The 24,191-nt window shown below is 34.5% G+C and carries 23 protein-coding genes and 2 tRNA genes; 7 read left to right on the forward strand and 18 right to left on the reverse strand.

Translation table 11 applies throughout. From position 1 onward, the window contains the following. Window positions 1-2: 2 nt before the first annotated feature. The 6 genes from BN2144_RS14450 to BN2144_RS14475 all read right to left on the reverse strand — a co-directional run bounded on the left by BN2144_RS14450 (window position 3) and on the right by BN2144_RS14475 (window position 9,505). Window positions 3-1,796, reverse strand: a complete 1,794-nt coding sequence (locus BN2144_RS14450) for a DUF6583 family protein (RefSeq protein WP_033828934.1) — start codon at window positions 1,794-1,796, stop codon at window positions 3-5. Between the two features lie 329 nt (window positions 1,797-2,125). Next, window positions 2,126-2,593, reverse strand: a complete 468-nt coding sequence (locus tag BN2144_RS14455) for a CarD family transcriptional regulator (RefSeq protein ID WP_033828935.1) — start codon at window positions 2,591-2,593, stop codon at window positions 2,126-2,128. A gap of 180 nt (window positions 2,594-2,773) precedes the next feature. After that, complete coding sequence (gene parC / locus BN2144_RS14460) at window positions 2,774-5,224, reverse strand: DNA topoisomerase IV subunit A (protein ID WP_033828936.1); 2,451 nt, start codon at window positions 5,222-5,224, stop codon at window positions 2,774-2,776. Beyond that, window positions 5,224-7,197, reverse strand: a complete 1,974-nt coding sequence (gene parE, locus BN2144_RS14465) for a DNA topoisomerase IV subunit B (protein ID WP_187367018.1) — start codon at window positions 7,195-7,197, stop codon at window positions 5,224-5,226. Before parE ends, parC begins: the two co-directional genes overlap by 1 nt. Before the next feature lie 286 nt (window positions 7,198-7,483). Then, complete coding sequence (locus BN2144_RS14470; RefSeq protein WP_033826706.1) at window positions 7,484-8,893, reverse strand: ISLre2 family transposase; 1,410 nt, start codon at window positions 8,891-8,893, stop codon at window positions 7,484-7,486. Between the two features lie 198 nt (window positions 8,894-9,091). Then, window positions 9,092-9,505 (reverse strand): CoA-binding protein, encoded by a 414-nt coding sequence (locus tag BN2144_RS14475; protein WP_033828938.1) that lies wholly within the window; start codon window positions 9,503-9,505, stop codon window positions 9,092-9,094. 343 nt (window positions 9,506-9,848) lie between these two features. Between BN2144_RS14475 and BN2144_RS14480 the strand changes: the two genes are divergently transcribed. Further along, entirely contained in the window at window positions 9,849-10,145 is a 297-nt protein-coding gene (locus BN2144_RS14480) for a hypothetical protein (protein ID WP_033828939.1), read from the forward strand. Window positions 10,146-10,219: 74 nt separating this feature from the next. Next, window positions 10,220-10,711: a spore coat protein gene (locus tag BN2144_RS14485; RefSeq protein ID WP_033828940.1), complete on the forward strand. Its 492-nt coding sequence runs from the start codon at window positions 10,220-10,222 to the stop codon at window positions 10,709-10,711. A gap of 58 nt (window positions 10,712-10,769) precedes the next feature. Here the strand turns inward: BN2144_RS14485 and BN2144_RS14490 are convergent, their stop codons facing one another. Beyond that, on the reverse strand, window positions 10,770-11,144 hold the full coding sequence (locus tag BN2144_RS14490; protein ID WP_033828941.1) for a helix-turn-helix domain-containing protein: 375 nt from the start codon (window positions 11,142-11,144) through the stop codon (window positions 10,770-10,772). Between the two features lie 135 nt (window positions 11,145-11,279). Here BN2144_RS14490 and BN2144_RS14495 point away from each other — a divergent pair, with 135 nt between their 5' ends. Beyond that, on the forward strand, window positions 11,280-11,573 hold the full coding sequence (locus BN2144_RS14495) for a hypothetical protein (RefSeq protein ID WP_033828942.1): 294 nt from the start codon (window positions 11,280-11,282) through the stop codon (window positions 11,571-11,573). 287 nt (window positions 11,574-11,860) lie between these two features. Beyond that, window positions 11,861-12,463, forward strand: a complete 603-nt coding sequence (gene plsY / locus BN2144_RS14500; RefSeq protein WP_033828943.1) for a glycerol-3-phosphate 1-O-acyltransferase PlsY — start codon at window positions 11,861-11,863, stop codon at window positions 12,461-12,463. Window positions 12,464-12,592: 129 nt separating this feature from the next. Here the strand turns inward: plsY and spoIIP are convergent, their stop codons facing one another. Further along, window positions 12,593-13,708, reverse strand: a complete 1,116-nt coding sequence (spoIIP, locus tag BN2144_RS14505; protein WP_033828944.1) for a stage II sporulation protein P — start codon at window positions 13,706-13,708, stop codon at window positions 12,593-12,595. Between the two features lie 167 nt (window positions 13,709-13,875). Between spoIIP and BN2144_RS14510 the strand changes: the two genes are divergently transcribed. Beyond that, complete coding sequence (locus tag BN2144_RS14510) at window positions 13,876-14,187, forward strand: hypothetical protein (protein WP_033828945.1); 312 nt, start codon at window positions 13,876-13,878, stop codon at window positions 14,185-14,187. Window positions 14,188-14,199: 12 nt separating this feature from the next. Continuing rightward, window positions 14,200-15,075: a membrane protein insertase YidC gene (gene yidC, locus BN2144_RS14515; RefSeq protein ID WP_033828946.1), complete on the forward strand. Its 876-nt coding sequence runs from the start codon at window positions 14,200-14,202 to the stop codon at window positions 15,073-15,075. A gap of 46 nt (window positions 15,076-15,121) precedes the next feature. On the opposite strand, the gene BN2144_RS14520 is transcribed toward yidC, so the two are convergent. Further along, on the reverse strand, window positions 15,122-15,544 hold the full coding sequence (locus tag BN2144_RS14520) for a FixH family protein (RefSeq protein ID WP_033828947.1): 423 nt from the start codon (window positions 15,542-15,544) through the stop codon (window positions 15,122-15,124). Between the two features lie 331 nt (window positions 15,545-15,875). Between BN2144_RS14520 and BN2144_RS20785 the strand changes: the two genes are divergently transcribed. Then, window positions 15,876-16,505 carry a CapA family protein gene (locus tag BN2144_RS20785; RefSeq protein ID WP_033828948.1) on the forward strand — a complete coding sequence of 210 codons (630 nt, stop codon included), beginning with the start codon at window positions 15,876-15,878 and terminating at the stop codon, window positions 16,503-16,505. Window positions 16,506-16,549: 44 nt separating this feature from the next. Here BN2144_RS20785 and BN2144_RS14530 read toward each other — a convergent pair whose 3' ends face one another. The 9 genes from BN2144_RS14530 to BN2144_RS14570 form a co-directional block, all read right to left on the reverse strand. Further along, complete coding sequence (locus BN2144_RS14530) at window positions 16,550-16,855, reverse strand: hypothetical protein (protein ID WP_033828949.1); 306 nt, start codon at window positions 16,853-16,855, stop codon at window positions 16,550-16,552. 12 nt (window positions 16,856-16,867) lie between these two features. Continuing rightward, entirely contained in the window at window positions 16,868-17,287 is a 420-nt protein-coding gene (locus BN2144_RS14535) for an acyl-CoA thioesterase (protein WP_033828950.1), read from the reverse strand. 3 nt (window positions 17,288-17,290) lie between these two features. Continuing rightward, window positions 17,291-19,579 carry an AAA family ATPase gene (locus BN2144_RS14540; protein WP_042337987.1) on the reverse strand — a complete coding sequence of 763 codons (2,289 nt, stop codon included), beginning with the start codon at window positions 19,577-19,579 and terminating at the stop codon, window positions 17,291-17,293. Window positions 19,580-19,747: 168 nt separating this feature from the next. Beyond that, window positions 19,748-19,969 carry a small acid-soluble spore protein Tlp gene (gene tlp, locus BN2144_RS14545; RefSeq protein WP_033828952.1) on the reverse strand — a complete coding sequence of 74 codons (222 nt, stop codon included), beginning with the start codon at window positions 19,967-19,969 and terminating at the stop codon, window positions 19,748-19,750. Window positions 19,970-20,074: 105 nt separating this feature from the next. Then, window positions 20,075-20,212: an acid-soluble spore protein N gene (locus tag BN2144_RS14550; RefSeq protein ID WP_407638040.1), complete on the reverse strand. Its 138-nt coding sequence runs from the start codon at window positions 20,210-20,212 to the stop codon at window positions 20,075-20,077. Window positions 20,213-20,309: 97 nt separating this feature from the next. Next, window positions 20,310-20,441: an FbpB family small basic protein gene (locus tag BN2144_RS14555; protein WP_033828954.1), complete on the reverse strand. Its 132-nt coding sequence runs from the start codon at window positions 20,439-20,441 to the stop codon at window positions 20,310-20,312. Between the two features lie 461 nt (window positions 20,442-20,902). Next, window positions 20,903-23,629: an aconitate hydratase AcnA gene (acnA, locus tag BN2144_RS14560; protein ID WP_033828955.1), complete on the reverse strand. Its 2,727-nt coding sequence runs from the start codon at window positions 23,627-23,629 to the stop codon at window positions 20,903-20,905. 279 nt (window positions 23,630-23,908) lie between these two features. Further along, window positions 23,909-23,981, reverse strand: a tRNA-Lys gene (locus BN2144_RS14565). 48 nt (window positions 23,982-24,029) lie between these two features. Continuing rightward, window positions 24,030-24,102 (reverse strand) — tRNA-Lys (locus tag BN2144_RS14570). Between the last annotated feature and the right edge of the window lie 89 nt (window positions 24,103-24,191).

The raw sequence follows: 24,191 nt of genomic DNA on the forward strand, positions 1-24,191 counted from the left end.
CCTTAAAAGCCAAAAAATTCAGATTGGAAATTATACATAAATTCTTCCACATTAGACTGAATCTCAAGCATTAAGTCATAAAATTCTTCTTCGCTTAACTCTGCCACATTTATTCCATCAGCCAAAGAAGGAATTTTTACATCTTTCTTTTCCTTTATTTTTGTTTCTGACTCAATATTTAATAATAATGAAAATGGAGCTTCATCAAATTCAGTAAAATCAAGGGAAATATCGTAATTATTTTTTCCAACCTTTTCTTTCAAGTTATAATCCCAATTTTCATTGACTGATCCAGATAAATGAACATCCTCATCTCCAAATGCACTTCCGCCTACATTCAATACAAAATGATGATCAGCTTTTTGCTCGTTTGGTTTTTTTCCTTTATAAGTTGAATTAACGGATAACTTTCCATCAAATATTACATCACTGTATTCCTCTACATATAGAGACAAGGCGGAATCTTCAACCCTCTTCTCTTTACCAGAATTCATATCATTCGTATAAGTAACGAGAATTTTCCCTTCCTTCTCATCAGTTGGTGTGATAGAGAATGTCGTTTCTTGAAATCTTTTATTATTATCTATTGGTATATCTTTCGTGGATAAAACTGAATTCAAGTCAAATTCTTTACCATCGAGTCCGAATGCTATATTACGATCGATTATTTGATCATTTTTATCAACAAATATTGTATAGGTTAACCCGTCTTTGATTTTTACTTTCTCAACTTCTTTCTGAGCATCCTTTAATGATTTTTTTAGTTCCGACTTAACATATTTGGCATCGGTTAAGTCTCCGTTTATTGTCGGATCAAATTCAGTTCCACTTTGTTTAGCAAGTTTAGCAACTCGTTTCGCGATAATTTCGTGTAATTGATCATCTTTTGCCATAGTACCGATAAAACTCTTCAATACATTCTGTGTCTCGGTAGGCGATAAAGCCATTGTAACTTTTGTTAACTTCAGTTTCGTATCGTTATGTTTATAGCTTTCACCTTTTTCGACACTGAAATAATCATCTTTCAATGCTTCTAAGAAAAATTCTCGATAATGATTTACAAGATGGTTCTTTTCTTTTTCTGAAAGTTCAAAGTCACTCCATTTATATTGTGGAACTTCAATGGTATCCGGTCCACTATAAGTAGGATCAAACGTTCTCATGAAATCTCCGAATTGGTTCGTATTTAAATATAGAAAATCTTTATGCAAAAGTGGGATCTTCATTCCAAATTGTTTATCTGTTTGCAACATTTCCATATCAACAATTGTTGAATCGCCCATCCGAAACGCCATCGTTTGATAATTTGTTTTTTCTTCTGGAATAATAGAACTTGCATATACAATTGATAATTGGTCAATGATTGCTTGTAGTAACATCATATCAGAATTTAAGCTTCCACTGTCAAACTTCACATTCCCCTTCACTGTTACCGCAGATGTAGACGTTTGTTCAGTTGCCGCTTTCTGAAAATCTAATATGTCCCCATACTGCTTCTCTAACGCTTCTAACTTATTTTTAAAAGTTGTTACTTCTGCTTTGAAAAATAATTTCTTCGGATTGTTGTTGAACATAAAAGCCGCTGTGACAATTCCTCCTATAAGAAGAAATACAATTGTCGATATAAGAATCCATTTTGTTTTTCCACTTAACCCCGGTTTTGGATTCGTTAAATTTGACTCTGAAAATTGTTGGGAAGCAGCACTTTCTTGAATAGTTCGAATATTAGATCCGCATGATGAACAAATTTGAACGTCTTCTCGTACCTCACTTCCACAACTTTCACATAACTTCATTCATTTGCCCTCCTAGATTATTCATTCTCGAAAAATGGAATTGGTAAACTTATCCGTCCCTCTTTAAAAGATATGTAATAATTTTATAAAATATGGGCCACTTTTCGAATATTTCCATCATATTATATTTAATTCATAAATACATGAGGTATAGGTCTTAACATAAATCTAGGTAATTACTCCTAATAAAAAAGAAAACAAGCATTTTCTTTTATGCTTGTTAATAGAAAAAATATATTTTGTTATTTATACAAAAACTATTTTAATCATCGATATGATTGGAATTCTTAAGGATGAATAATAGGACAGATCGTTTCTACCATTTCGTTTTAACTGATGAGCAAATGTTCCGCTTCATTTTCATTAATATCTTGTATCATACAAATTTCACTAACTAAAAACTTCTGTACCCTACTTAGGAGTGCTTTTTCATTTGTGTTTAACATTTTTTCTTTACTTCTTGCCATTAAATACTTGTAAATAATTGCTGTGTCTTCTATGTCTCCACTTTTAATTTTTTCCATAATTAGTTTAAACTTATCTTTCCATGGTGTTTCGTTATCAAGTTCATAATCTTTAATACTCAATAATAATTCCTTTAATATCATTGGGTCTGTTAATGGTCGTACACCTAATTTACGAGCATTAGCAACTGGGATCATGACATCCATATTGCTGCAAGGTATTTTGATTAGGTAATATGGCTGTACTTTTCCTAAAACCTCTTTATTTTCAATACCTTGAATCTCACCAGCACCATGCAAAGGATAAAATACTTTTTCTCCAACTTGAAACAAAACAATCCCTCCTAAATGAACTCTATATTAACCGTACCATAATTTTATTTTTTTGTCAAAATATTAAATATAACACGACTAAATTATTTTTGTCAATCAAAAAGCGGTGAATAAATAAATAAAAAGCTGTCTAAAAATGTTGTAATAATTAGACAGCTTCAAAATCATTATTTAATCCACTCATTCTAACTCAGTACTGCTTACTTTCGTTGGCTCTTTCTGTACTTTTGTTAAACGAATAATTTCTCCACTTTCCGATTCGTCCATAAAGAAAGAACCATTTGAATAACGGTCATTTAACCGTAATTGTTTTACATCAATCGTTTCAGTTAGATTATGTTCTGAAATAATTGCAACTGTATCTTCTTCATTAACAACTATAGAACCAATGATTCGATGAGGATTCGCTTTTAATTCCCGTAGCATAAGTAATCCGCGTTTCGCCCTTGTTAAAACTTCAAATTCATCAATTGACATTCGCTTCACTGCCCCGCGTTGAGTTGCGACGACGATTGATTGTTGTGCGTGGTTGTCAATAATCGATCCGCCAGTTACATAATCATTGTCCTTTAAATTAATTCCTTTCACGCCTGTAGCTCGTACACCAATTGGATTCACTTCTTCTTCAGTAAATCGTAACCCATAACCTAAATAAGTTGATAAGAATATCTCTTTCGTCCCATCAGTTAAATGGACCGATAGAAGTTCATCATCTTTTAAATTAATAGCGATTAATGGCTTGGAATATCGTTGGGCTTTGTAAAGAGAAAGCTCAGTTTTTTTGATCATCCCATTTTTTGTAACAAATAATAAATAATTTGTTGCTTGGAAGTCTTTAACCGGGATTGCCCCAATTATTTGTTCATCCCGGTCAATTGGAATTAATGTTGATATATGTTGTCCAGCATCTTTCCAACGTATATCTGGAAGTGAATGGACAGGAAAATACAAGTAGTTCCCTTTATTTGTAAAAACTAATAAAACATCCATCGTGTTAATTTCGTACGTGAAAAGAATTTGATCAGTATCTTTCATACCAAAATCTTCACCATTTGATGCACTGTATGAACGTATACTTGTTCTTTTTATATATCCTTCTTTTGTAACTGTGACAATTACATCTTCACTACTAATTAAAACTTCAAGACCTATTTTTAGTTCTTCAATTTTTTCTTCAATTTGTGATTTCCGAGCGTCTGCGTACTTTTTCTTTATTTCTTTCAATTCAGTAATTATCACTTGTTGTAGCTTTACTTCACTAGCTAAAATTTCGGTTAATTCATCTATTCTTTTGGCAAGTTCGTCCGCTTCTGCTTGTAATTGGGTAATGTCTGTATTTGTTAATCGATATAATTGTAACGAAACAATTGCTTCAGATTGTGGTTCAGTAAATTGGTACTTATCCATCAAATTATTCTTTGCATCCCGTTTGTCTTTTGATGCTCGTATTGTGGCAATGACCTCATCAAGAATCGATAAAGCTCGCATCAACCCTTCAACAATATGTTGACGCTCTTTTGCTTTATTTAAATCGAACTCTGACCGTTTTGTTACAACGTCTTTTTGATGCCCAATATACGCATCTAATAAAGCTGGTAAACTCATTAATTTTGGTCTGCGATTATAGATAGCAACCATATTAAAATTATACGTTATTTGTAAGTCTGTATTCTTAAATAAATAATTAAGTATCCCGTTACTATCTGCTTCTTTTTTCAACTCAATGACGATACGAAGTCCTGTTCTGTCGGTTTCATCACGGACCTCTGAAATTCCTTCAATCTTACGGTCAAGACGAAATTCATCAATTTTTTTCACTAAATTCGCCTTATTTACATCATATGGGATTTCTGAGACAACAATTTGTTCACGGCCGCCACGGATTGATTCAATTTCTGCTTTTCCACGAACAATAATTTTCCCTTTCCCTGTTTCATAGGCCTTTTTGATTCCGTCAATTCCTTGGATAATTCCTCCTGTAGGAAAATCCGGACCTTTAATTACTTTCATTAAATCGTCTACTGTACAGTCTGGGTTTTGCATTCGTAAAATTGCCCCATCAATCACTTCACCTAAATTATGTGGCGGAATATCTGTTGCATAACCAGCTGAAATCCCTGTTGAACCGTTAGTAAGTAAATTAGGAAAACGCGCGGGTAAAACAACCGGTTCGTCTTCTGTATCATCAAAGTTTGGAATAAAATCAACTGTTTTCTTCTCGATATCTCGTAATAATTCAGCACTTATACTTGATAATCTTGCTTCGGTATACCGCATCGCAGCAGGGGGATCTCCGTCAAGACTCCCGTTATTTCCGTGCATTTCAATTAAAACATTCCTCATTTTCCAGTCTTGACTCATCCGAACCATCGCTTCATATACAGATGAATCACCATGAGGGTGGTAATTACCGATAACATTCCCTACCGTTTTGGCTGATTTCCGAAACGGTTTATCTGCCGTATTTCCTTCTACATGCATCGCATAAAGAATTCTTCGTTGAACAGGTTTTAATCCATCTCTTGCATCCGGTAAAGCCCGATCTTGAATAATATATTTACTGTAACGGCCGAATCGATCGCCAATGACTTCTTCTAATGGTAAATCAAGTAGTTGTTCTGAGTGCGCCATTACCGATCCACCTCACTTGCTGATTGAATATTCTCATTGTCTAACAAACTTGCGCCTTCTTCTAAACCGAAATCAACATACGTTTCAATCCATTTTCGCCGCGGTTCAACTTTATCACCCATTAATGTTGAAATCCGCCGGTCCGCACGGGTAAAGTCATCAATTTTCACCCGTATTAATGTTCGAGTTTCTGGATTCATAGTCGTTTCCCATAATTGATCGGCATTCATTTCTCCTAGCCCTTTATATCGTTGAATAACATAACCTTTTCCCATCTTTTTCGTTATTGCACGTAATTCTTCATCGGTCCACGCGTACTCAATAATTTCTTTTTTACCCGTTCCTTTACTAACTTTAAAAAGTGGAGGTAGGGCAATGTATACTTTTTTTGCTTCAATTAACGGTCGCATATATCGATAAAAGAAAGTAAGTAACAATACTTGAATATGAGCACCATCTGTATCCGCATCAGTCATAATAATGACTTTATCATAGTTGGCATCTTCAACATTAAAATCTGCACCAACACCAGCACCAATTGTATGAATAATTGTATTGATTTCTTCATTTTTCATAATATCGGCTAGCTTTGCCTTTTCTGTATTAATAACTTTTCCTCTTAGAGGTAATACTGCTTGAAATCGTCGGTCACGACCTTGTTTTGCCGAACCACCTGCGGAATCTCCCTCTACAAGATATAATTCATTTTTATCAGGATTTCTCGATTGAGCTGGAGTGAGTTTACCGGAAAGAAGTGCTTCAGATCTTTTTCGTTTCTTTCCACTTCGAGCTTCTTCACGTGCCTTTCGAGCCGCTTCTCTTGCTTGTTGGGCTTTTACTGCTTTTTTAATTAACATCGTTCCTATTTCGGCATTCTCTTGTAAATAATATGATAATTTCTCAGACACGACGACTTCTACCGCTGAACGCGCCTCACTTGTTCCTAATTTTCCTTTTGTTTGCCCTTCAAATTGTAAAAGGTTTTCCGGTATTCGAACCGAGACAATGGCGGACAATCCTTCACGTATATCAGCTCCGTCAAGGTTTTTATCTTTTTCTTTTAATAAATTCACTTTTCTTGCATATTCATTAAAAACCCTTGTCATCGCAGAACGTGCGCCAGCTTCGTGAGTTCCCCCATCTTTTGTTCGAACATTGTTAACGAATGAAACCATATTTTCAGAATAACCATCGTGAAATTGGAAAGCAAAATCCACTTCAATTTCATTTTGTTCGCCTTCAAAACTAACAACTGGATGGAGCGGCTCTTTATCTTCGTTTAAGTATTGAACAAAAGCTTCCAAACCGTTTTCGTATTCAAATATATCCGATTTACCATCTCGTTCATCAATTAATTGGATTTTTAAACCTTTTAAGAGAAAAGCTGATTCTTGTAGTCTCTCACATAACGTATCATAGTTAAAAACAGTCGTTGAAAAAATAGATGCATCTGGCTTGAAATGAATTTCTGTACCAGATTCTTTTGTTTTTCCGATTTTCTCTAATGTAGTTACGGGCTTCCCCCCATTTTCAAATCGTTGCTGATAAATGGATCCATCACGTTTAATTGTTACAGTTAAGTATTCGGATAGAGCGTTTACGACAGAGGCACCTACACCGTGGAGTCCGCCACTTGTCTTATATCCACCTTGACCGAATTTTCCACCAGCATGAAGAATCGTGAAAATAACTTCCGAAGTCGGTTTCCCAGTTTTGTGCATACCAGTCGGCATACCACGTCCGTGATCAATAACGGTTACACTATTATCATCATGTATTTTTACGATAATATGATCACCAAACCCAGCTAACACTTCATCTACCGCATTATCTACGATTTCATAAACTAAATGATGCAATCCTTTTGCATCAGTACTACCAATATACATTCCAGGTCGTTTTCTAACTGCTTCAAGGCCTTCGAGAACCTGGATTGAATCATCATTGTATTCGATTGGTTGACGTTGTACCACAACCATTCCCCTTTCAAAACTATGTCTTGCGCTATCTTGTATTTTTTAGAATAGAGAACGCTCGTTTGTATTTCTTGTTTTATTATACAGGATTTTCATTTTTTTAGCTATAACCCATGGATAGCCGTATGTGTCAAGAGTTTCTCGGTCTTGTTTTTACACCAATACTTCAGGCACTCTATTTTTGTACAGCTATTTCAGCTACCGCGCTAACGCTTGCTGGCCTAGAATAATTTGTTCGGTTCTAAAAAACAAGAACCAAACAAATTATTCTAGGGTACTTCTATTACCGAAAACATTTTAATAATTTCCCTGTCGCTGTTGAGTGGGCGACGTACAAGCTTATACTACCGTTTTTTACACCGATAGAAGGTTGTGTAGGCTGGCGTAATACTTGAGACATACGAATGGTTCTTTTCACTTCACGATGCTTTCTTTCACTTCGTCCTTGTGCCTTTAAATATACGTCTCGCAAAGTTCCGTTGATTATCCCTTGTTTTACTTTTACCATGGCCTCCGCACCTTCTTTACTCCAATGCATACCTCTTTTCTTCATCCTGAAAGAAATACGGCGTTGATTCGACTCCATTCCACCTAACCCACGCGCATCTTTTGGATGACTTTTCACTTTATCTCGCCAATCAAAAATCCGATCCCAATTATTCAAAATATAACCTCGAAAATCATTTACTTTTTTTATCTCTTTTTCGTCGGTTAGCATACTTTCAAATGTATCCAAATATAATGAAAAGGCCTTTTTATCATGGTCTGATAAAGCTTGTTGAATAGACCCCTTGAATTTATTCTTTTTCCAGCCTAAAGCTCGGTTTAAGGCTTCACCTATGTGATACGAGTCTAATTGATTTAATACTTGGTGTTTCGACTGTGAAAAAGCCTCTTGGAACTTCTCAGCTGTATATCCTCTGCCCCCGTCACTATTCGTAATTACATGTGTATTTTCTATCGAATATTCATTGGCAGAAAAGGCCTGAAATTCCTTCCAAAACGTGTTTGTTGGCTGGGTTGTCATAATTACCTTTTGGTTTCTCAAAGAGACGCGCTTGCCATTTTTATTCCATCCCTCATAAATAATCCCGTGGCAAACTTCCATCTGTTTTTTTCTTTCTGTCCCCCGAACAAATACACCATCAGCTTCTGCATATAAAAAATCAACTTTCTTTCCTTCTGGCAACGATGCCGATTCTTCAAGTTCATCCACCATTTCTTGGTCAGCCTTTGCTTGGGCCTCTCCAACCTTTTTCACAATATTACCGACTGTTGTATGGCTAACATTTACAGCCGACCATTCTTTTAAAATACGTGCAGATTCACGGTATGTATTTTCACTTGCTAATTCAGCTACCTTTACTTCCACCAGAGGGCTATACCTTTGATGTTTTATGAACCCTAGCCACTCATCTAAGGGATAGTGTGGATTTCCATTAACATCATGCATAAGCGTCCTCTTAAAGCGAACAGATCCGAAAATAAATTGGATTGTCTTCTCATCGTTTCTTTCAACTGTCCAATTTTCCGTTTGCTTATTTTCTTTGATTACTTGATTAATATTAGTAAAAACATCCCCAACTAATGATGCGAATGTTTCATACATCAAGATTTGAAGTTGTTCCTCGAATTCAATTAAATTATTTGTTTCCTTTATTAATCCATAAATTCTTGATATAATTTTATCCATGAGAAGGCCTCTTTCTAAATGTATTAAGCCTGGTAGCTTACATTTATATTAGAGTGCCTTCTCTTTTTTTGCCAGTTAATATTTTCCAAAACGTGGTATTTTAACCCCCGAGTAATATTTTACACATATGGGATAGCCAACTTTTTTATAAGTAAAAAGAAAAAGGTCGACGGGTGGTTTGTTCGACCTTTTTCTAGTTCATCGGGTCAGAGCATGAATGACTTTAATACATAAATCCATGACAACGGTGTAGCCACGATCTTTTAAAAATTTGTAAGCTTCTTCATTGACAACACCTTGTTGTGCCCAAAACACATCGGCATCTATTTCGTCAAACTCTTTTGCAATTTGGGGTAAAAACTCACTGCGACGAAAAACATTTACTATATCTACATGTCCTTCAATCTCTTTTAACGTTTTTACAGCTTTGACACCAAGAACTTCATCCACAGTTGGATTTACAGGGATTATATCGTAACCAGCGTCTTGCATTGCTTTCGATATTTGGTATGATGTGCGCTCCGGATTGTTGCTTAAACCGACAACAGCAATTCGTTTTGCTTTTTTTAATAGTGCTCCTAATTCCTCTAAAGAAGGATTTTCAACCATCATTACAACCTCCTGTTATTTTCTTATATTCGCTGACTTTAGCAAAAATCCTGCTCAAGGATGAAGATTATGCTAAATCCGAAAACAAATCTATAACTTTTGCCTAGTTTATGTAGTTCTTCTTATTTTAACAAGAATAATCATACTATGTTTCCAAATTTTTTCAAAGTTGTTTTTATATTAAATTCCCTAAATTACACGGTTGTCTAGTCAATATCGTATAGTTCTTCATATTGTAATTATTGAGGAAGGCTGTACTTTACTTGCAAGAAACATTATCTAACGGTGAATCGCAGTTATTGTTTAACTGTTTATTTAGCCTTATAAGGGAAAGGAAGGAATTGTAATGAGAAGAGAAAGAAGGAACCTCCATAAAACGAATAACCAAACCAATCATAACAGACGTAACCATTCAACTCAATCGCAACAAAATCGGCTTTTATCAAACTCTCAAGGAGATATTATTAATGTACTTGTACAAAACACCTTCAAAAAGCATAATGTAAAATCAAATCATCTATCAGAACAAGAAAAAGAGCGGCTACGTAACATTTTTTATCAACTACAAAACGAAGTAAATCAAGTTCTAACAAAGATGAATGATACGTCAAAAGAGGGAAATGACACAAAAAAAGGCCAATAACCTCGGTAAGTTGTCCCTGTCAGATAGGAATCACAAGCATATTTTATAGTAAATGAAAAAAGGAGGAATATATTTTGAATCAAGAAAGCTTTCATGTAAACTTAGAAGAATCACATAGATCAACATCGCATCACCGAGAGTGGAATGCACTAGACCCTACGTCAGACCATCCACTAGGCCGTTTTCTTTCAAATGATGATGACCAAAAATCTATTCAAACGGTAAAAGAATACCAGGTCTCCGAAGAATTAATTCTTGTTCGCGATTCCGCGGATGTAACGGTTAATACAACGGATGCAAAAGCTGCCATTTCACTTGTCGCTTCCCTTAATGCTTTTATTGCTGCGATTATTAATATTTCAGTAGCTTCTGCTGATGATGCGGAAGAAATTAAACAAACATTATTCTCTTCTACTGGTATTAAACAAGTAAATGTTCAAAAAACAGTTATTGAAAACTCTCGTGGTGTTGAGGTCAATACTACAGATGTTAACCTTGCAGTAAATATTCAACTACTACTTCAAATTATTCTCGCATTACTTGTAAACCTTGAAATTTTATCGTAAGCGTAAAATGAATCATTTGAGAGACAATCTTGTCATACAAAACCCCTTAAGGTTAACTTCACTTAAGGGGTTCATTGTTTTTAAACGTATGAATTAAATGGATAATCGCTTTTCGCTCATCAAGTGTTAAATCGGTTAATAGTTCAGAAATTGAATAACTTAAAGTATTATATTCAGAAGTGTTTTCTTTAATTTTTGTTAAATGTTCAATTTGTCCATTATCTTTTAATAAATATGTAAAATCTACTAATGAAATTTGGCAAGCCTCACAAAATTGATTTAGAAATGTTACTGGAATCGATTGACTTCCTGTTTCAATTCGAGAAAACTTAGGCTGTGAAATATTCAACTTATCAGCAATTTCAGATGAAGTATAGCCTTTTTCTTTTCGAATCTTCCTCATTAATTCTCCTATTTTTTGATCCGTAATCATAATCAAAACACTCCTATTTGCCCGTCTGAAAATTATTTATTCTCTTCCTATTTACAAATGGTATATAATGCTTTATTCTATATATAGATAAAATAATAATGTTTATTCAATATATGAATAAAAGGTGGAATCTATATGAAGCCCCCTTCCTTTAATCATCATTTCAAACAAATCGCATTAGAACGAATTGAAGGAATTCGATTGCAGTTCCAAAGGGATGAATACCGAAACTTCTATCAAGAATGGGAGTTACACGTGAATGAAATAGAAAAATTGCTTCCTTCAGAAAAACGGCACTTAATCACAACTTTAAAAGATATGACTTTTCAGATGAATGATGATTACGATGTCCAAATATTTAAACAAGGATTTGCAGATGGTTTTTTATTTATTAAAGATTTATTAGAACAAAATCAAGTAAAAAAATAACCAATTAAATACATCCTATTTATTATATCATGGTTATGAGTCATATGTGTAGAGAGTCGACAATTGTCGGCTTTTTATTTTTTGGTTACTTAGAAAGTATAAATTTATTCATATCTACTACTTTCTTATAAGCTAAACTAAAACTATGGATCTCGTCCTACTTAAAAGATTGGACGCCTATTTTGATGCCAATTTTTTATCATAAACGATGGAATATGCTATTAAAAAGAAAGCTCATTGTGTATAATCAAAACAGAATCGATTTTGTAAATAAAAGGGGCAGTTTTATGTATACGGTATTAATGGTTCTTTTAGCTTATTTAATTGGCTCAATTCCATCCGGATTACTCATTGGTAAAATATTTTATAAAACCGATATTCGTGAACACGGAAGTGGTAATCTTGGGGCTACAAACACTTTTCGTACACTTGGCGTAAAAGCCGGTATTATTGTCATGGTAGCTGATATTTTAAAAGGAACATTAGCAACAAGCCTGCCTTCAATATTAGCTCACTACAACGTACCAATGGAATGGGAACTTCATCCACTTATTGTTGGGATGGTTGCTGTAATTGGTCATATGTATCCAGTTTTTGCAAACTTTCGCGGAGGAAAAGCAGTTGCTACGTCTGGTGGGGTCATATTATTTTACAACCCAATTCTTTTCTTTATCCTTGTATTAGGATTTATTATTACATTATATCTTTCAAAGTACGTTTCGTTATCATCAATGGTTGCGGCAATTGTAGCACTTATATATTCCTTCTTTACTCGCGATTTACCGCTCATCATTGTCATTTTTTTATTTAGTGTATTTATTTTCTATCGACATCGTACCAATATAAAACGGATTAAGGATAAAACAGAGCCAAAAGTAAAATGGTTATAGCACAAGTGCCAGATCCTAATGGATTCTGGCACTTACTTTTAGCTATTAGGAAGGCTCTAGCAGTATTACATCTAAACCGAGAAAACCTTTTTATGCGAACTGCTGCACTCGTCAAGCCTTGAGTATTCTTTATTTATTTACCTCTATCGCGTCGGTATTCTTGAAATAATAATCGGCAAAAATATCAGCTAGTACATCAACCGTGTTGTACATTTCTTCTAACGTATTTTCAGGTCCACCAACTTCAATAAGAAATGCATTAGGTGATAAATCTTGATTGTATATACCGTTACCTTCTGTCTTGTCTTTACGATATACTCCACGCGTTAAACTACCATATTTTTTCTTTATCATTCGATTTAATTCAACGGCAATTTTTTCATTTTGTTTATAATTCGGATGAGCTTTTCCAACAATAAAGTATAGTTTTGCATAATTCTTTCCGTTTATTTGTGTTGTCGTCGTCTCCCGCTTGGCACTATCACGGTGGACATCTATCAAATAGGATAAATCATGGTTTTGAGCTAAGGCTTCCTTGACAACTTCACGAGAAGCTTGATAAGAACGAGAATATTTTAACCCTTCTTTTGCTAGTAATTCTGGGATATCAGTCTTATCAACTACTGAACCAATTCCTTTTTCTTCAAGTTTTTTACTTAATCTTTCCCCTACTAAAGTTATGTTTACATCTTTATGTAAGGCTCCATTGGCATTATTCACTCCTTTTAAGTGAGGGATGAATGATTCCCTACTATGTGAATGGTAGATAAAGACGGTATTCTTTTCTGGTTTTTTAATCGGTTGTTTTGGCTCTTCTTTTTCAATTTTGTTAAGGCTGTCCTCTGCAATTTCACGATCTTTTAATACTTCTTCTATCGGTGGTGAAGATTCAATTGGTAAGTTAGTAAAATCAGTTCCTTCCCCAGCTATGACGATATCTGATGTCATGGAAAATAACCCAGGCACTTCATCAAAAATTAAACTTCGCACATCTTTTATATTTACATTGGTGGCAATTTCTATTGCGTTTGTAAAAAGAGAGTCACCTTCATCTGGTAAAAGTGTAGAATAATAATGGTTCTCTGAAGCTATCATTTTTAAAAAGTTAGTTGAATCGGATTTCCCTTCTTGAGATTCATGTAATAAAAAGCTTGAGAAAAATAAATTCGTTTGGCTTGAAATGACGGCACTTGCTACGGATATTAGTGAAAAGAGAAAAAATAAAATTTTTATGATTTGTTTCATATTAAGACCACCTATTAGAGTTCATAGTTTACTAATAGATATGTAATATGGCATTATTTTAGAAGAGGGAATTTTTTAAGAGATGATTACATCTTGACTTCATCCTATGACATCATATAAAATGAAAGTCGTTTCAGTTGATAAAATGTGGAATAAGGAGTCATCCAATGATAGAGATGTTAGCTGATACATACCAAGATTTACTTTTTTATTCGACTTACGTATGTGTTTTTCTTTATATTTTGTTTTTCTTATACAAACAATGGGCACGTATACATATTTCTAATTACCCACTAAAGAGAAATGATCCTTTTCATGTCGTTTTAGATTCCAAACTATATCATCTTCGGATGGAATGTGTCTATACATTCTTCGTTTGGTTACCGAAAACGATACGAAGAAAAGATCGTGGTAGTGATGATGAACCAGACGGATTATTCTTCCTACATTCATTAAAGAGAAAATATCATTTAAATTGAGGAGGAATAGTATTGAAGAAAAGTAAGACGTTTTTACTTTCAATTGTTTTAATTGTTTCTGTATTTTTATTATCCGGTTGTGCAGCGGCTCAAACTGAAGGAAGGGCTTTCCATGACTACATTGTCAATCCATTAATTATTGTTATTAAAGCTTTAGGTGAGTTTCTTGGCAGTAGTTACGGATTAGCGATTATTGTTATTACAATCATCTTAAGAACAATTCTTCTACCAATTGCGTTAAATGCTGCGAAAAAGCAAAAAGATATGCGCGAAAAAATGGAAGTAATGAAACCAGAAATGGAAGCAATCCAAACTCGGTTAAAGGCTGCCAAAACAAAAGAAGAACAAATGAAAATTCAACAAGAAATGATGCAATTATATCAAAAGCATAATTTTAATCCGTTGAATATGGGTTGTCTTCCAATTTTACTGCAAATTCCAATTTGGATGGGGCTTTATTACGCAATTCGACTCTCACCAGAAATTGCCGGTCACTCATTCTTATGGTTTAATTTAGGGAAGACCGACTGGATTATTGCAATTTTGGCTGGTATTGCTTACTTCTTACAATTCAGAGTATCAATGTCAGTGATGCCACAAGCAACGACACCTGGTATGTCAGATCAACAACAGCAACAACAACAGCAAATGATGAAAATGATGGGGATTATGTCACCAGCGATGATTCTAATCGCATCACTATCAACTCCATCTGCATTAGCATTATACTGGACTGTGTCAGGGTTCTATTTAATTGGACAAACATATTTAACTAGAAAGCTTTATCCACCAGTTCAACCACAACCGGAAAAAGCAACAGCAAATAATAGTATTGGTGGTAAGTCTGGCAATCAATCGAATAAAAAGAAGAAGAAAAAGAAAAAATAATATTTGAACAGGCAAATAGAGGTCAGACAGTACTATGTCTGGCCTCTTATTCACTTATATCGTGGTTGTCTATACTATCCGCTCTTTCTTCGACGTGAATTTTTTCCTTTGGCATGACATGCATTCTTCTAGCAGTTACATGTACTTGAACAAAATATTCACCGACCTCAGAAAAACTTGTTTCAATTTCATATTTACCCCCATTTTGTTTCATTACGTCAAGACTTTGACTATTTTCTTTATCTCCTGCTTTCCAAACTTCAAACATTACTTCATCTGCATCCGCGACCTCCTCCCCCTTTTGTGTCACCACCGCTCGTACAGTAAATGGTTCATTAACATGGACATGTTCTGGCGTCTGTAAGTCAACTTCAACAGGTTTTAGTGAAACCTCTTCAGCTTTGTTTCCATTACACCCTGATAATATGATTAATAAACATATAAGCAATATGTTTCTCCAGTTTTTCATTCTCTCTCCCCTTTCTTATTGATTCTATCATACCAATAATAATGGTATCATTGAGAAAAAGAGGTCGACATCAAACGACAAATTTCTCGGAAAACTATTTTTCCTTTTTTATAAATGTTTTATAGTAAAGATCAATCTATCAGATAATAAAACTAGGAAAGTATACATTTTTCTTATACGCATAGCTAAAAACTTCGGCTCTCGCTCCGCCTAAAGGCCTTAGTTCTGAATTTCCTCTATCTATCCCTAAATATGATTAAACTAAGTAATTTTGATATCTTAATATAACTAAATGCATTGAAAACTATATGATAATTTGAAAGGTGTAATAATGAATAAAAGAATAAAGATATTTCTTTCCATTACGTTAATTGCTTTCATTACAAGTATAGTTATTCAAGTAAATGTTTATTATGAAAATGAATATACGTATTCAATTGCTGAAAATGAACAACGAAAAATGAATATACAAGCATTATCAAAAACATGGTCAAGAACGATAACAATCGGCGCCAATGGGGATATGCTCATTCATGACTATGTTTATAATGATGCAAAAACCAATAAAAGTTACGAATTTAAACCGATGTTGAAGTCATTTAAAAAAGAATTAAGTATGCCTGGATATGGTGTAGATATTATATTTGGACACCATCCTCATGTGTTACAACTGTTTGAATGGATAGAGAAAAATGGTAAGAGAGTATTTGTCGCATATTCGCTAGGAAACTTTTTATCTAGACAATTGGGGCACTATAAAGATTTTGGAGGAATGGCAACGATTCAAGTAACGAAAACAGAAACTGTTCAAAGTTCGATAATCCGATTATCGAATCCGAAATTTTATCCATCTTATGTATCTAGCAACCAAAAACTATCAAGTTGTTCCTTTACAAGATGCTATACAATATGGTTAAAAGAAGCAAAGACCACTTACTCTGAGTGGATAAAAATAATTTGAAAGTATAAAGCATAGGAACCAAGGTACAAAGAAATCCTTGATTCCTATTTTTTTCGAAGTAGAGTTGTCGATTGTAAAAGTCCTTCTTCTTTTAGTATCCGTTGTTCATACTCGCCAAGTAAATCAAAATGAGAATAGCCTTCATTACGATGGTGAATCCACTCTTTTTTTAACCCATATCGTTTTCCCCATTGAATTAACTTATTTAAGTCTTTACATCCGACTTTTGTTACAGTTTTCGCATTTGGAAAACGTTCATCATACCAGTAATGAGTTAAAAAAGCAATTTCTCCTTGATCAATTTTTTGTTTCCATGCATCTACCTGTTCTCGAGTTATACCAAAAGCCATCATATCCCCCCATTACTTCTTTTTCGCCTTTTCATAAGCTTCATGCCAGTCTGGATGTGTTCTTCTAATTGATACGGGACGAAAACTATCTTTTTTTACACAAACATGGGAGCTCTTCGCTTCGACAGATAATTCACCAGACTCTGTTAAAATCTCGTATCCATATACTGTTTTTAAACCGTTATATTCTTCAATCCACGTTTTAACTTTTACTTTTTCCCCATATTTACAAGGTTTTTTATAAGAAATTTGAATATCAAGTACGGGTGCTAATATCCCATCTTCTTCTAATTGAGCATAGTTAAAACCAAGCTCTTCAATGAGTGCGGTTCGACCAATTTCCATCCAAACAAGATAATTTGCATGGTAAACAATCCCCATTTGATCTGTTTCTGAATATCGTACTTGAATTTCTGTTGTAGATATTTGCATGTTTTACTCTCCCTTTTTTAAAATATAGTAAGCAGCCTGTACATCTTCTCTCGTTATAAGATTAACGTTATCTAGACTGAGGGGCTGATTTTGTTTTGTTAGTCGTAATGCTTGCTGTTGAATTGCTTCGTGGATCATATTTTCGGCAAAACGTCCATTACCGTTAGGACGATTCATTGTCATTTCGCTTCTTAAGAAAGCAATCGCCTCTTCATCCAACTCATATGCATAATTTTTGGTAAACAAGTTCATAATGGCAATTAATTCGTCCGTTGTATAGTCTTCAAAACGGAAGAACTTTTTAAATCGTGATTTGAGACCAGGATTACTCTCTAATAATTGTTCCATCTCATTCGGATAACCTGCTAAAATAATTACGAGATTTTCACCATGATTTGTCATCTCTTCTACAAGTGTATCAACTACTTCTTTGCCGTAGTCTTGATTATTTCCCCTAAATAATGAGTACGCCTCGTCAATAAAAAGAACGCCACCTAAAGCTTCACGAATTTTTTTTTTCGTTTTCAAAGCGGATTGACCAACATATCCAGCAATTAAGTCAGCCCGGCCCGCGACTACGAGATGACCACGTTTTAACATTCCACATTCCTTTAATAATTCTGCGTAAATTTTTGCTACAGTCGTTTTACCTGTACCTGGATTGCCAGTGAAAACAGAATGAAGTTGAATAGGAACAGAAGGAAAATTATGCTCGCGACGATACGTTTGCATTTTAACGAACGACAAGTATGTTTGAACAGCTTCTTTCACTGCTTTTAGTCCAATTAATTCATTTAATTTAACCATTGGTTCCTTCGTTACTTGTTCTTCATCAGATTGAAAATCCTCTTTATGTAGAACAGCATAGTTCAACAGATTAGGCACACCGCTTTTTTCAACTGAACCTTTTCGAAATATAGCTTGAATAATAATGTTATGAACAGCTCGGGCATTTCCAAATGTATGGTCAACCTGGGTTTGTTCAATTAAGTAAGTTAACTCTTTTTTGGCACTAGAAGTTAATAAATAGTCATTATCACTAGCAATTTTTTCACTAATGAGCAATAGTTCCTCTACACTGTAATCTGGAAGTTCGATAATATTCGATTCGGGAAAACGGCTCCGTAAACCTGTATTGGCATCTAAAAACTGTCGCATTTCCTCTGGATACCCTGCTAAAATGACGGAAAATTTCCCACCGAATTCTTTACTTGTCATTAATGATACAAGTGTGTCGATGGCCGTTTGTCCGTAATCATTCCCTGATTGCCCTGCTCGCTTTAAACTATAGGCCTCATCAATAAAAAGAACGCCACCAACAGCTTTTTCAACAATCATTCGTACATTTTCTTCGGTTTGTCCGACAAATGATCCGACTAGCTGAGCACGGTTTGTCTCAATAACTTCTTCACTAGGTAAAACACCTAGTTCATGATAAATTTTTGCTAAAAGACGAGCTAATGTTGTCTTACCAGTACCCGGATTTCCTAGTAATACCATATTTAAACTTGGTTCATCCTGGGTTTTGTATCCAAGTTCTTTCCGTTCTTTTTGATATTTTAAATACGTATAAAACAGTTGGATTCTCTTTTTTACTTCTGATAACCCAATCATTTCATTTAGCTCTTGTAGAGCTGGCTTTACTTTTTCATTAGCTGGTTCTACTTGAAACTCGTCCTTCCACCGATCTTTTATTCCATCCATTTTCTCAACGATTTGTTGAATTTTTGCAAAATGGTTCCCATTATAAAATGTTCGACCGGAAGACTCATTATAATCATTTAGTAAGTTTAACAGTTCGACTATTTCTTTAATGAGCGCCTCCATTAAAGTTATTAGTCGTTGATACTTTTCAAGCGTCTGATTATCATCAATAAATAAATGATATTCTTGTCGGAGTGAATCTATCATTTCATCTCCAATAGGTAAAAACTCTTCGCAAGTTTCTTTATATTGTAATAAAGTTGTTTCTCGTTGAAGGCGGTTATCTGATTCTCGTAATGCAGGAAATGCTAAAAAATCAACTACTTTGATCTTCTCTTGTAAAGAGTAGGAACTTAAAAATTTTAATGCTTTTATATTTTTTGAATTGAATTGTAATGCTAATTCCATCCAACGCTTAACAAAGCTTCCATTTATTCCTGACTGTAAAAGCTGCTCTGATAATTCAACGAGAAGTTCTGCTAAATAGTTTGGATCTTTTTGAGTTAATTCGTCGTAATTTTCGACAATACAGTCAAGAAGTTTTTGTTTATTTTTTGAAATTAACTTATCTTCCTTCATCCATTCCATTACTATCCTAATCACTTTCTATTTTAATAAAATAACGAACATTAATCATTATACTTTCGAAAAGGTTTTCAATGCAAAAAAAGAGGCTATCTCATAGTAGAAAGAAGGTGAATTAAAAAAGGAGATCAAAATGACCTCCTTAAGACTTATTAATGAAAATTAACTGTTTTATTCATGTTGTGAATGATATTCATCCTTTATTTCTTCACGCATTGCTTCAATACTTTCTCTACGGCGCTCATTTTTTTCGTGGATTTGTTGTTTTTGTTCATCACTTGCCGTTTTCATTGATTGTTCAGCTTCATGTATATTTTCGATTGTATTTTGAACCATATTTTGCAATTTTTCTACGTTATCCGAACGATCATCTGGTTTAGGTGTATGATTCATTTAGATAGCCTCCTTAATATTTTTACGTACAAACATATTTTGAGCCTTAACAACAAAAGTATTCGACAAATTTTGCGTTGTTTTTAAATTTTTTCCAAGTAGTTCTTATTCACCTTTTGTTTGAATTACTTGAGGGTGTTGTCCTGATTGATCTTGCATTTTCTTTCCTTTATTTCCACCGTATTTACGAGGTTGCATTCCAAGATGGTCTGGTTGATATTGTTGATGATCATTTTTACTCATTGTCATCCCTCCTCAACAATAGAATGCAACACGAAAGAAAGGTTATGTAATGAAAAAAATGTAAGCTATTGCGATGCTTACATTTTCCTTTAATCTTCTATTCAGCTTTTTTCATACGCTTTTCTTCAATTCTTTTCTCTATTTTTTCCATAATTTCTTGGTCTTTTAATATCTGCATTTTATTTTCACTAACGAGTTCAGAAAATGAACGCTTTCTGCTTTTTCTCAATTTTCTCACACCCCTTTATCTCTATATTATCATTTATTATTTCCAAGATCTTAACGAATTATGACAAATTTTTGAAATTTCTCTTTGATTGTCTATATTTGTAGAAATATTAGGATTTTTATTTGTTGGGAAAAAGATAATCTTTTATAACAGAATGATGATTAACTCCGTTAGTTTTGAAATTGTAAAGGAAGTGAGCATTAGGCTTCTCCTATAAAATTGTCGAATTTCTCTTTACTTTTCGAAGGCTAGAAAAATAGCGGCTATTTATCCTTAACATTTGTGAATTTTGATGTATTTAGTTAAAGGGTATTTAAGATAACCTTAATTTTACAGTAATACGGCTCATTGATATTCGATGTGTAAATGAAATTACTATGAATGCAAAGAAAAAGGAAACTACTTATATATAACAAATCAAAAAACTGCCCCATTTAGGAGCAGCTTTTTAGGAATAATTTTTAGTTATTTGTTACAGTATTACTTTGTAGTTTTTCGCGTAATACCATTTGTAAAATACCACCATGACGATAGTAATCAATTTCAACTTCAGAGTCGAAACGAACGAGTACTTCAAACTCAACAACATCGCCATTTTCCTTTTTAGCAGTAACTTTTACAAAATCACGTGGTTTAACATTTTCATCGATTTGAACATTAATAACTTCATTTCCAGTTAAACCTAGTGTTTCAGCACTTTCACCTTGTTTAAATTGTAATGGTAATACACCCATTAACACTAAATTAGAGCGGTGAATACGCTCAAAACTTTGAGCAATTACTGTTTTAATGCCTAGTAAGTTTGTACCTTTTGCAGCCCAGTCACGAGAAGAACCCATTCCATAATCATGACCTGCAAGAACTACAAGGCCCGTTCCTTGCTCTTTATATTTCATGCAAGCATCATAAATGGACATGACTTCACCAGTTGGCCAATAAGTTGTATAACCGCCCTCTGTTCCTGGTGCAATTTGGTTACGAATTCGAATGTTTGCAAATGTTCCACGCATCATAACTTCATGGTTACCACGACGAGATCCATAAGAGTTAAAGTCACGTGGTTTAACACCTTTTTCAGTTAAATATTTACCTGCTGGTGTTTTCAAACCGATCGAACCTGCTGGTGAAATATGGTCAGTTGTAACAGAATCACCAAATTTACCAACTATACGCATACCAGTTAAAGGTTTTACCTCTTCAGGTTCTGGACTCAAGTTTTCAAAGAATGGTGGGTTTTGGATATAAGTTGAATCATTATCCCAAGTGTACAGTGCGTCCTCACTTGTTTCAATTGCGTTCCAACGTTCGTTATCGTCAAACACACGCTCATATTGTTTACGGAATAATTCCGGTGTTACTGTTCGTTTTACATATTCATTTACTTCTTCAGTAGTTGGCCAGATGTCTTTCAAGTAAACAGCATTTCCATCTTTATCTTTTCCGATTGGATCATTTTCAAGATCAATATCTACTGTACCTGCTAAAGCATAGGCAACAACTAATGGTGGTGAAGCTAGATAGTTTGCTTTTACAAGTGGATGAATTCGCCCTTCAAAGTTCCGGTTACCTGATAAAACAGAAGTAACGAGAAGATCACTATCAGCGACAGCCTTTTCGATTTCTTCTAAAAGTGGACCTGAGTTACCGATACATGTCGTACAACCGTAACCAACAAGGTTAAAGCCAATTTTCTCTAAATATGAAAGAAGTCCAGAATCCTTTAAGTAACCTGTCACAACTTTAGAACCTGGTGCAAGTGATGTTTTTACATATTTTGGTGGCACCAGACCTTTTTCGACAGCTTTTTTCGCGACAAGTCCTGCACCTAACATAACATAAGGATTAGATGTGTTTGTACAGCTTGTAATTGCAGCGATTGCTACAGCACCTGTTTTCATTGTTGTCTTTGTACCATCAGCAAACTCAACAGTTGTTTCTTTATTAAGTTCTTCTTGTTTTAAACCGAATCCTTGGTTTCCAGCCGGTGCACTAATCGCAGTATGGAAAGATTCTTTCATTTTCGATAATGGAATTAAATCTTGTGGACGTTTTGGTCCAGCGAGATTTGCTTCAATTGTTGATAAATCAAGTTCTACGATATCTGTATATGTTGGATCCTCGTTTTCTGTTGTAAAGAATAAATCATTGTTTTGTAAGTACGTTTTAACTAATTCAATTTGTTCTTCACTACGTCCAGTTAAACGTAAATATGCGAGAGATTCTTCGTCAACAGGGAAGAAGCCACAAGTTGCACCGTACTCTGGTGCCATGTTCGCAATTGTGGCACGGTCAGCTAATGGTAATGTCGAAACACCTGGTCCGAAGAATTCAACAAATTTCCCTACAACACCTTTTTCACGCAACACTTGAGTAACTTTTAATGCTAAATCTGTTGCAGTTGCACCGTTTGGTAGTTGATTCGTTAGTTTTACACCAATAACTTCAGGAATTGGAAAATAAGATGGTTGTCCAAGCATACCAGCTTCAGCCTCAATACCACCAACACCCCATCCAAGAACACCAATACCGTTAATCATTGTTGTATGGGAGTCAGTCCCAACTAACGTATCAGGGAAAGCAACATATTCGCCGTTTTCCTCTATAGCATGCACAACATTGGCCAAATATTCTAAGTTTACTTGGTGAACGATACCTGTTGCAGGTGGAACAGCACGATAGTTATCGAACGCTTTTTGTGCCCAACTTAAGAATTGATAACGTTCCGCATTCCGTTCGAATTCTAGTTCCATATTTAGTCGTAACGCATCGTTTGTACCGTATTTATCTACTTGTACCGAGTGGTCAATAACAAGATCAACTGGAATTTCTGGGTTAATTTGATCTGGATCTCCACCAAGATCAGCCATTGCTTTTCTAAGTGAAGCTAAATCGACAACAGCAGGAACACCAGTAAAGTCTTGTAAAATGACACGTGAAGGTTTAAAAGGAACTTCAGCATCTTTTACTTCTTCTGATCCCCATTTTGCTAAATTATCTACATGTTCTTTTGTAATTACTCGCCCATCAACTTGGCGCAAAACAGATTCAAGTAAAACCCGGATTGAATAAGGTAGTCGGGAAATTTTCGCTACCCCTTGTTCTTCAATTGATTTCAAACGATAATAATGATATCGTTTTCCATTTAGTTCAAAAGATTTCTTTGAGTCATATAACGGTTTGTTTGACAAAAGAACTCCCCCCTCAAGGTAGAATATTCAAAAAGTTAGTCATAGTAAATCCAATCTAACTTTTCCTTTAAGTCTATATTAATATAATTTATAAGATAAGTAAAATATGAGTATATTATTGTTAGACATAATTTTATCTTATCATATGCACCATATTAATAATAAAATTGATAGTAATCTAGAATATGGAGAGGAAAAGATAAGAGCATCTTTATTTTAAAATAATTCATGAGGAAGCAAAAAAGCAACCTAACTTTAGATTGCTTTCCAAATTATTAATGGGGCATGCAGGGCTCGAACCTGCGACCCGCTGATTAAGAGTCAGCTGCTCTGCCAACTGAGCTAATACCCCGGATGAAGTATATTTTATTATACAATTATTTAAGAATATCAATTATGATGGGGCATGCAGGGCTCGAACCTGCGACCCGCTGATTAAGAGTCAGCTGCTCTACCAACTGAGCTAATACCCCGTCTTGTTGACAAAAATTATTTTACTCCTCTCAAAAATGTTTGTCAACAAGAATGTGAAAAAAATTCAATACTGAACTTTTTAAATTTG

Origin of the sequence: Bacillus andreraoultii (genome assembly GCF_001244735.1) — a bacterium.
Taxonomy (GTDB): domain Bacteria; phylum Bacillota; class Bacilli; order Bacillales; family Caldibacillaceae; genus Caldifermentibacillus; species Caldifermentibacillus andreraoultii.

What these genes read in the sequence shown, in the direction of transcription:
- BN2144_RS14530 (WP_033828949.1), bottom strand. Translation starts at nt 16,855, where the DNA reads ATGGCTTTTGGTATAACTCGAGAACAGGTAGATGCATGGAAACAAAAA.
- BN2144_RS14470 (WP_033826706.1), bottom strand. Translation starts at nt 8,893, where the DNA reads ATGGATAAAATTATATCAAGAATTTATGGATTAATAAAGGAAACAAAT.
- tlp (WP_033828952.1), bottom strand. Translation starts at nt 19,969, where the DNA reads ATGAATCATACACCTAAACCAGATGATCGTTCGGATAACGTAGAAAAA.
- parC (WP_033828936.1), bottom strand. Translation starts at nt 5,224, where the DNA reads ATGGCGCACTCAGAACAACTACTTGATTTACCATTAGAAGAAGTCATT.
- spoIIP (WP_033828944.1), bottom strand. Translation starts at nt 13,708, where the DNA reads ATGAAACAAATCATAAAAATTTTATTTTTTCTCTTTTCACTAATATCC.
- BN2144_RS14510 (WP_033828945.1), top strand. Translation starts at nt 13,876, where the DNA reads ATGATAGAGATGTTAGCTGATACATACCAAGATTTACTTTTTTATTCG.
- BN2144_RS14550 (WP_407638040.1), bottom strand. Translation starts at nt 20,212, where the DNA reads ATGAGTAAAAATGATCATCAACAATATCAACCAGACCATCTTGGAATG.
- BN2144_RS14490 (WP_033828941.1), bottom strand. Translation starts at nt 11,144, where the DNA reads ATGATTACGGATCAAAAAATAGGAGAATTAATGAGGAAGATTCGAAAA.
- BN2144_RS14475 (WP_033828938.1), bottom strand. Translation starts at nt 9,505, where the DNA reads ATGATGGTTGAAAATCCTTCTTTAGAGGAATTAGGAGCACTATTAAAA.
- BN2144_RS14495 (WP_033828942.1), top strand. Translation starts at nt 11,280, where the DNA reads ATGAAGCCCCCTTCCTTTAATCATCATTTCAAACAAATCGCATTAGAA.
- BN2144_RS20785 (WP_033828948.1), top strand. Translation starts at nt 15,876, where the DNA reads ATGAATAAAAGAATAAAGATATTTCTTTCCATTACGTTAATTGCTTTC.
- BN2144_RS14535 (WP_033828950.1), bottom strand. Translation starts at nt 17,287, where the DNA reads ATGCAAATATCTACAACAGAAATTCAAGTACGATATTCAGAAACAGAT.
- BN2144_RS14450 (WP_033828934.1), bottom strand. Translation starts at nt 1,796, where the DNA reads ATGAAGTTATGTGAAAGTTGTGGAAGTGAGGTACGAGAAGACGTTCAA.
- BN2144_RS14520 (WP_033828947.1), bottom strand. Translation starts at nt 15,544, where the DNA reads ATGAAAAACTGGAGAAACATATTGCTTATATGTTTATTAATCATATTA.
- BN2144_RS14540 (WP_042337987.1), bottom strand. Translation starts at nt 19,579, where the DNA reads ATGGAATGGATGAAGGAAGATAAGTTAATTTCAAAAAATAAACAAAAA.
- BN2144_RS14480 (WP_033828939.1), top strand. Translation starts at nt 9,849, where the DNA reads ATGAGAAGAGAAAGAAGGAACCTCCATAAAACGAATAACCAAACCAAT.
- plsY (WP_033828943.1), top strand. Translation starts at nt 11,861, where the DNA reads ATGTATACGGTATTAATGGTTCTTTTAGCTTATTTAATTGGCTCAATT.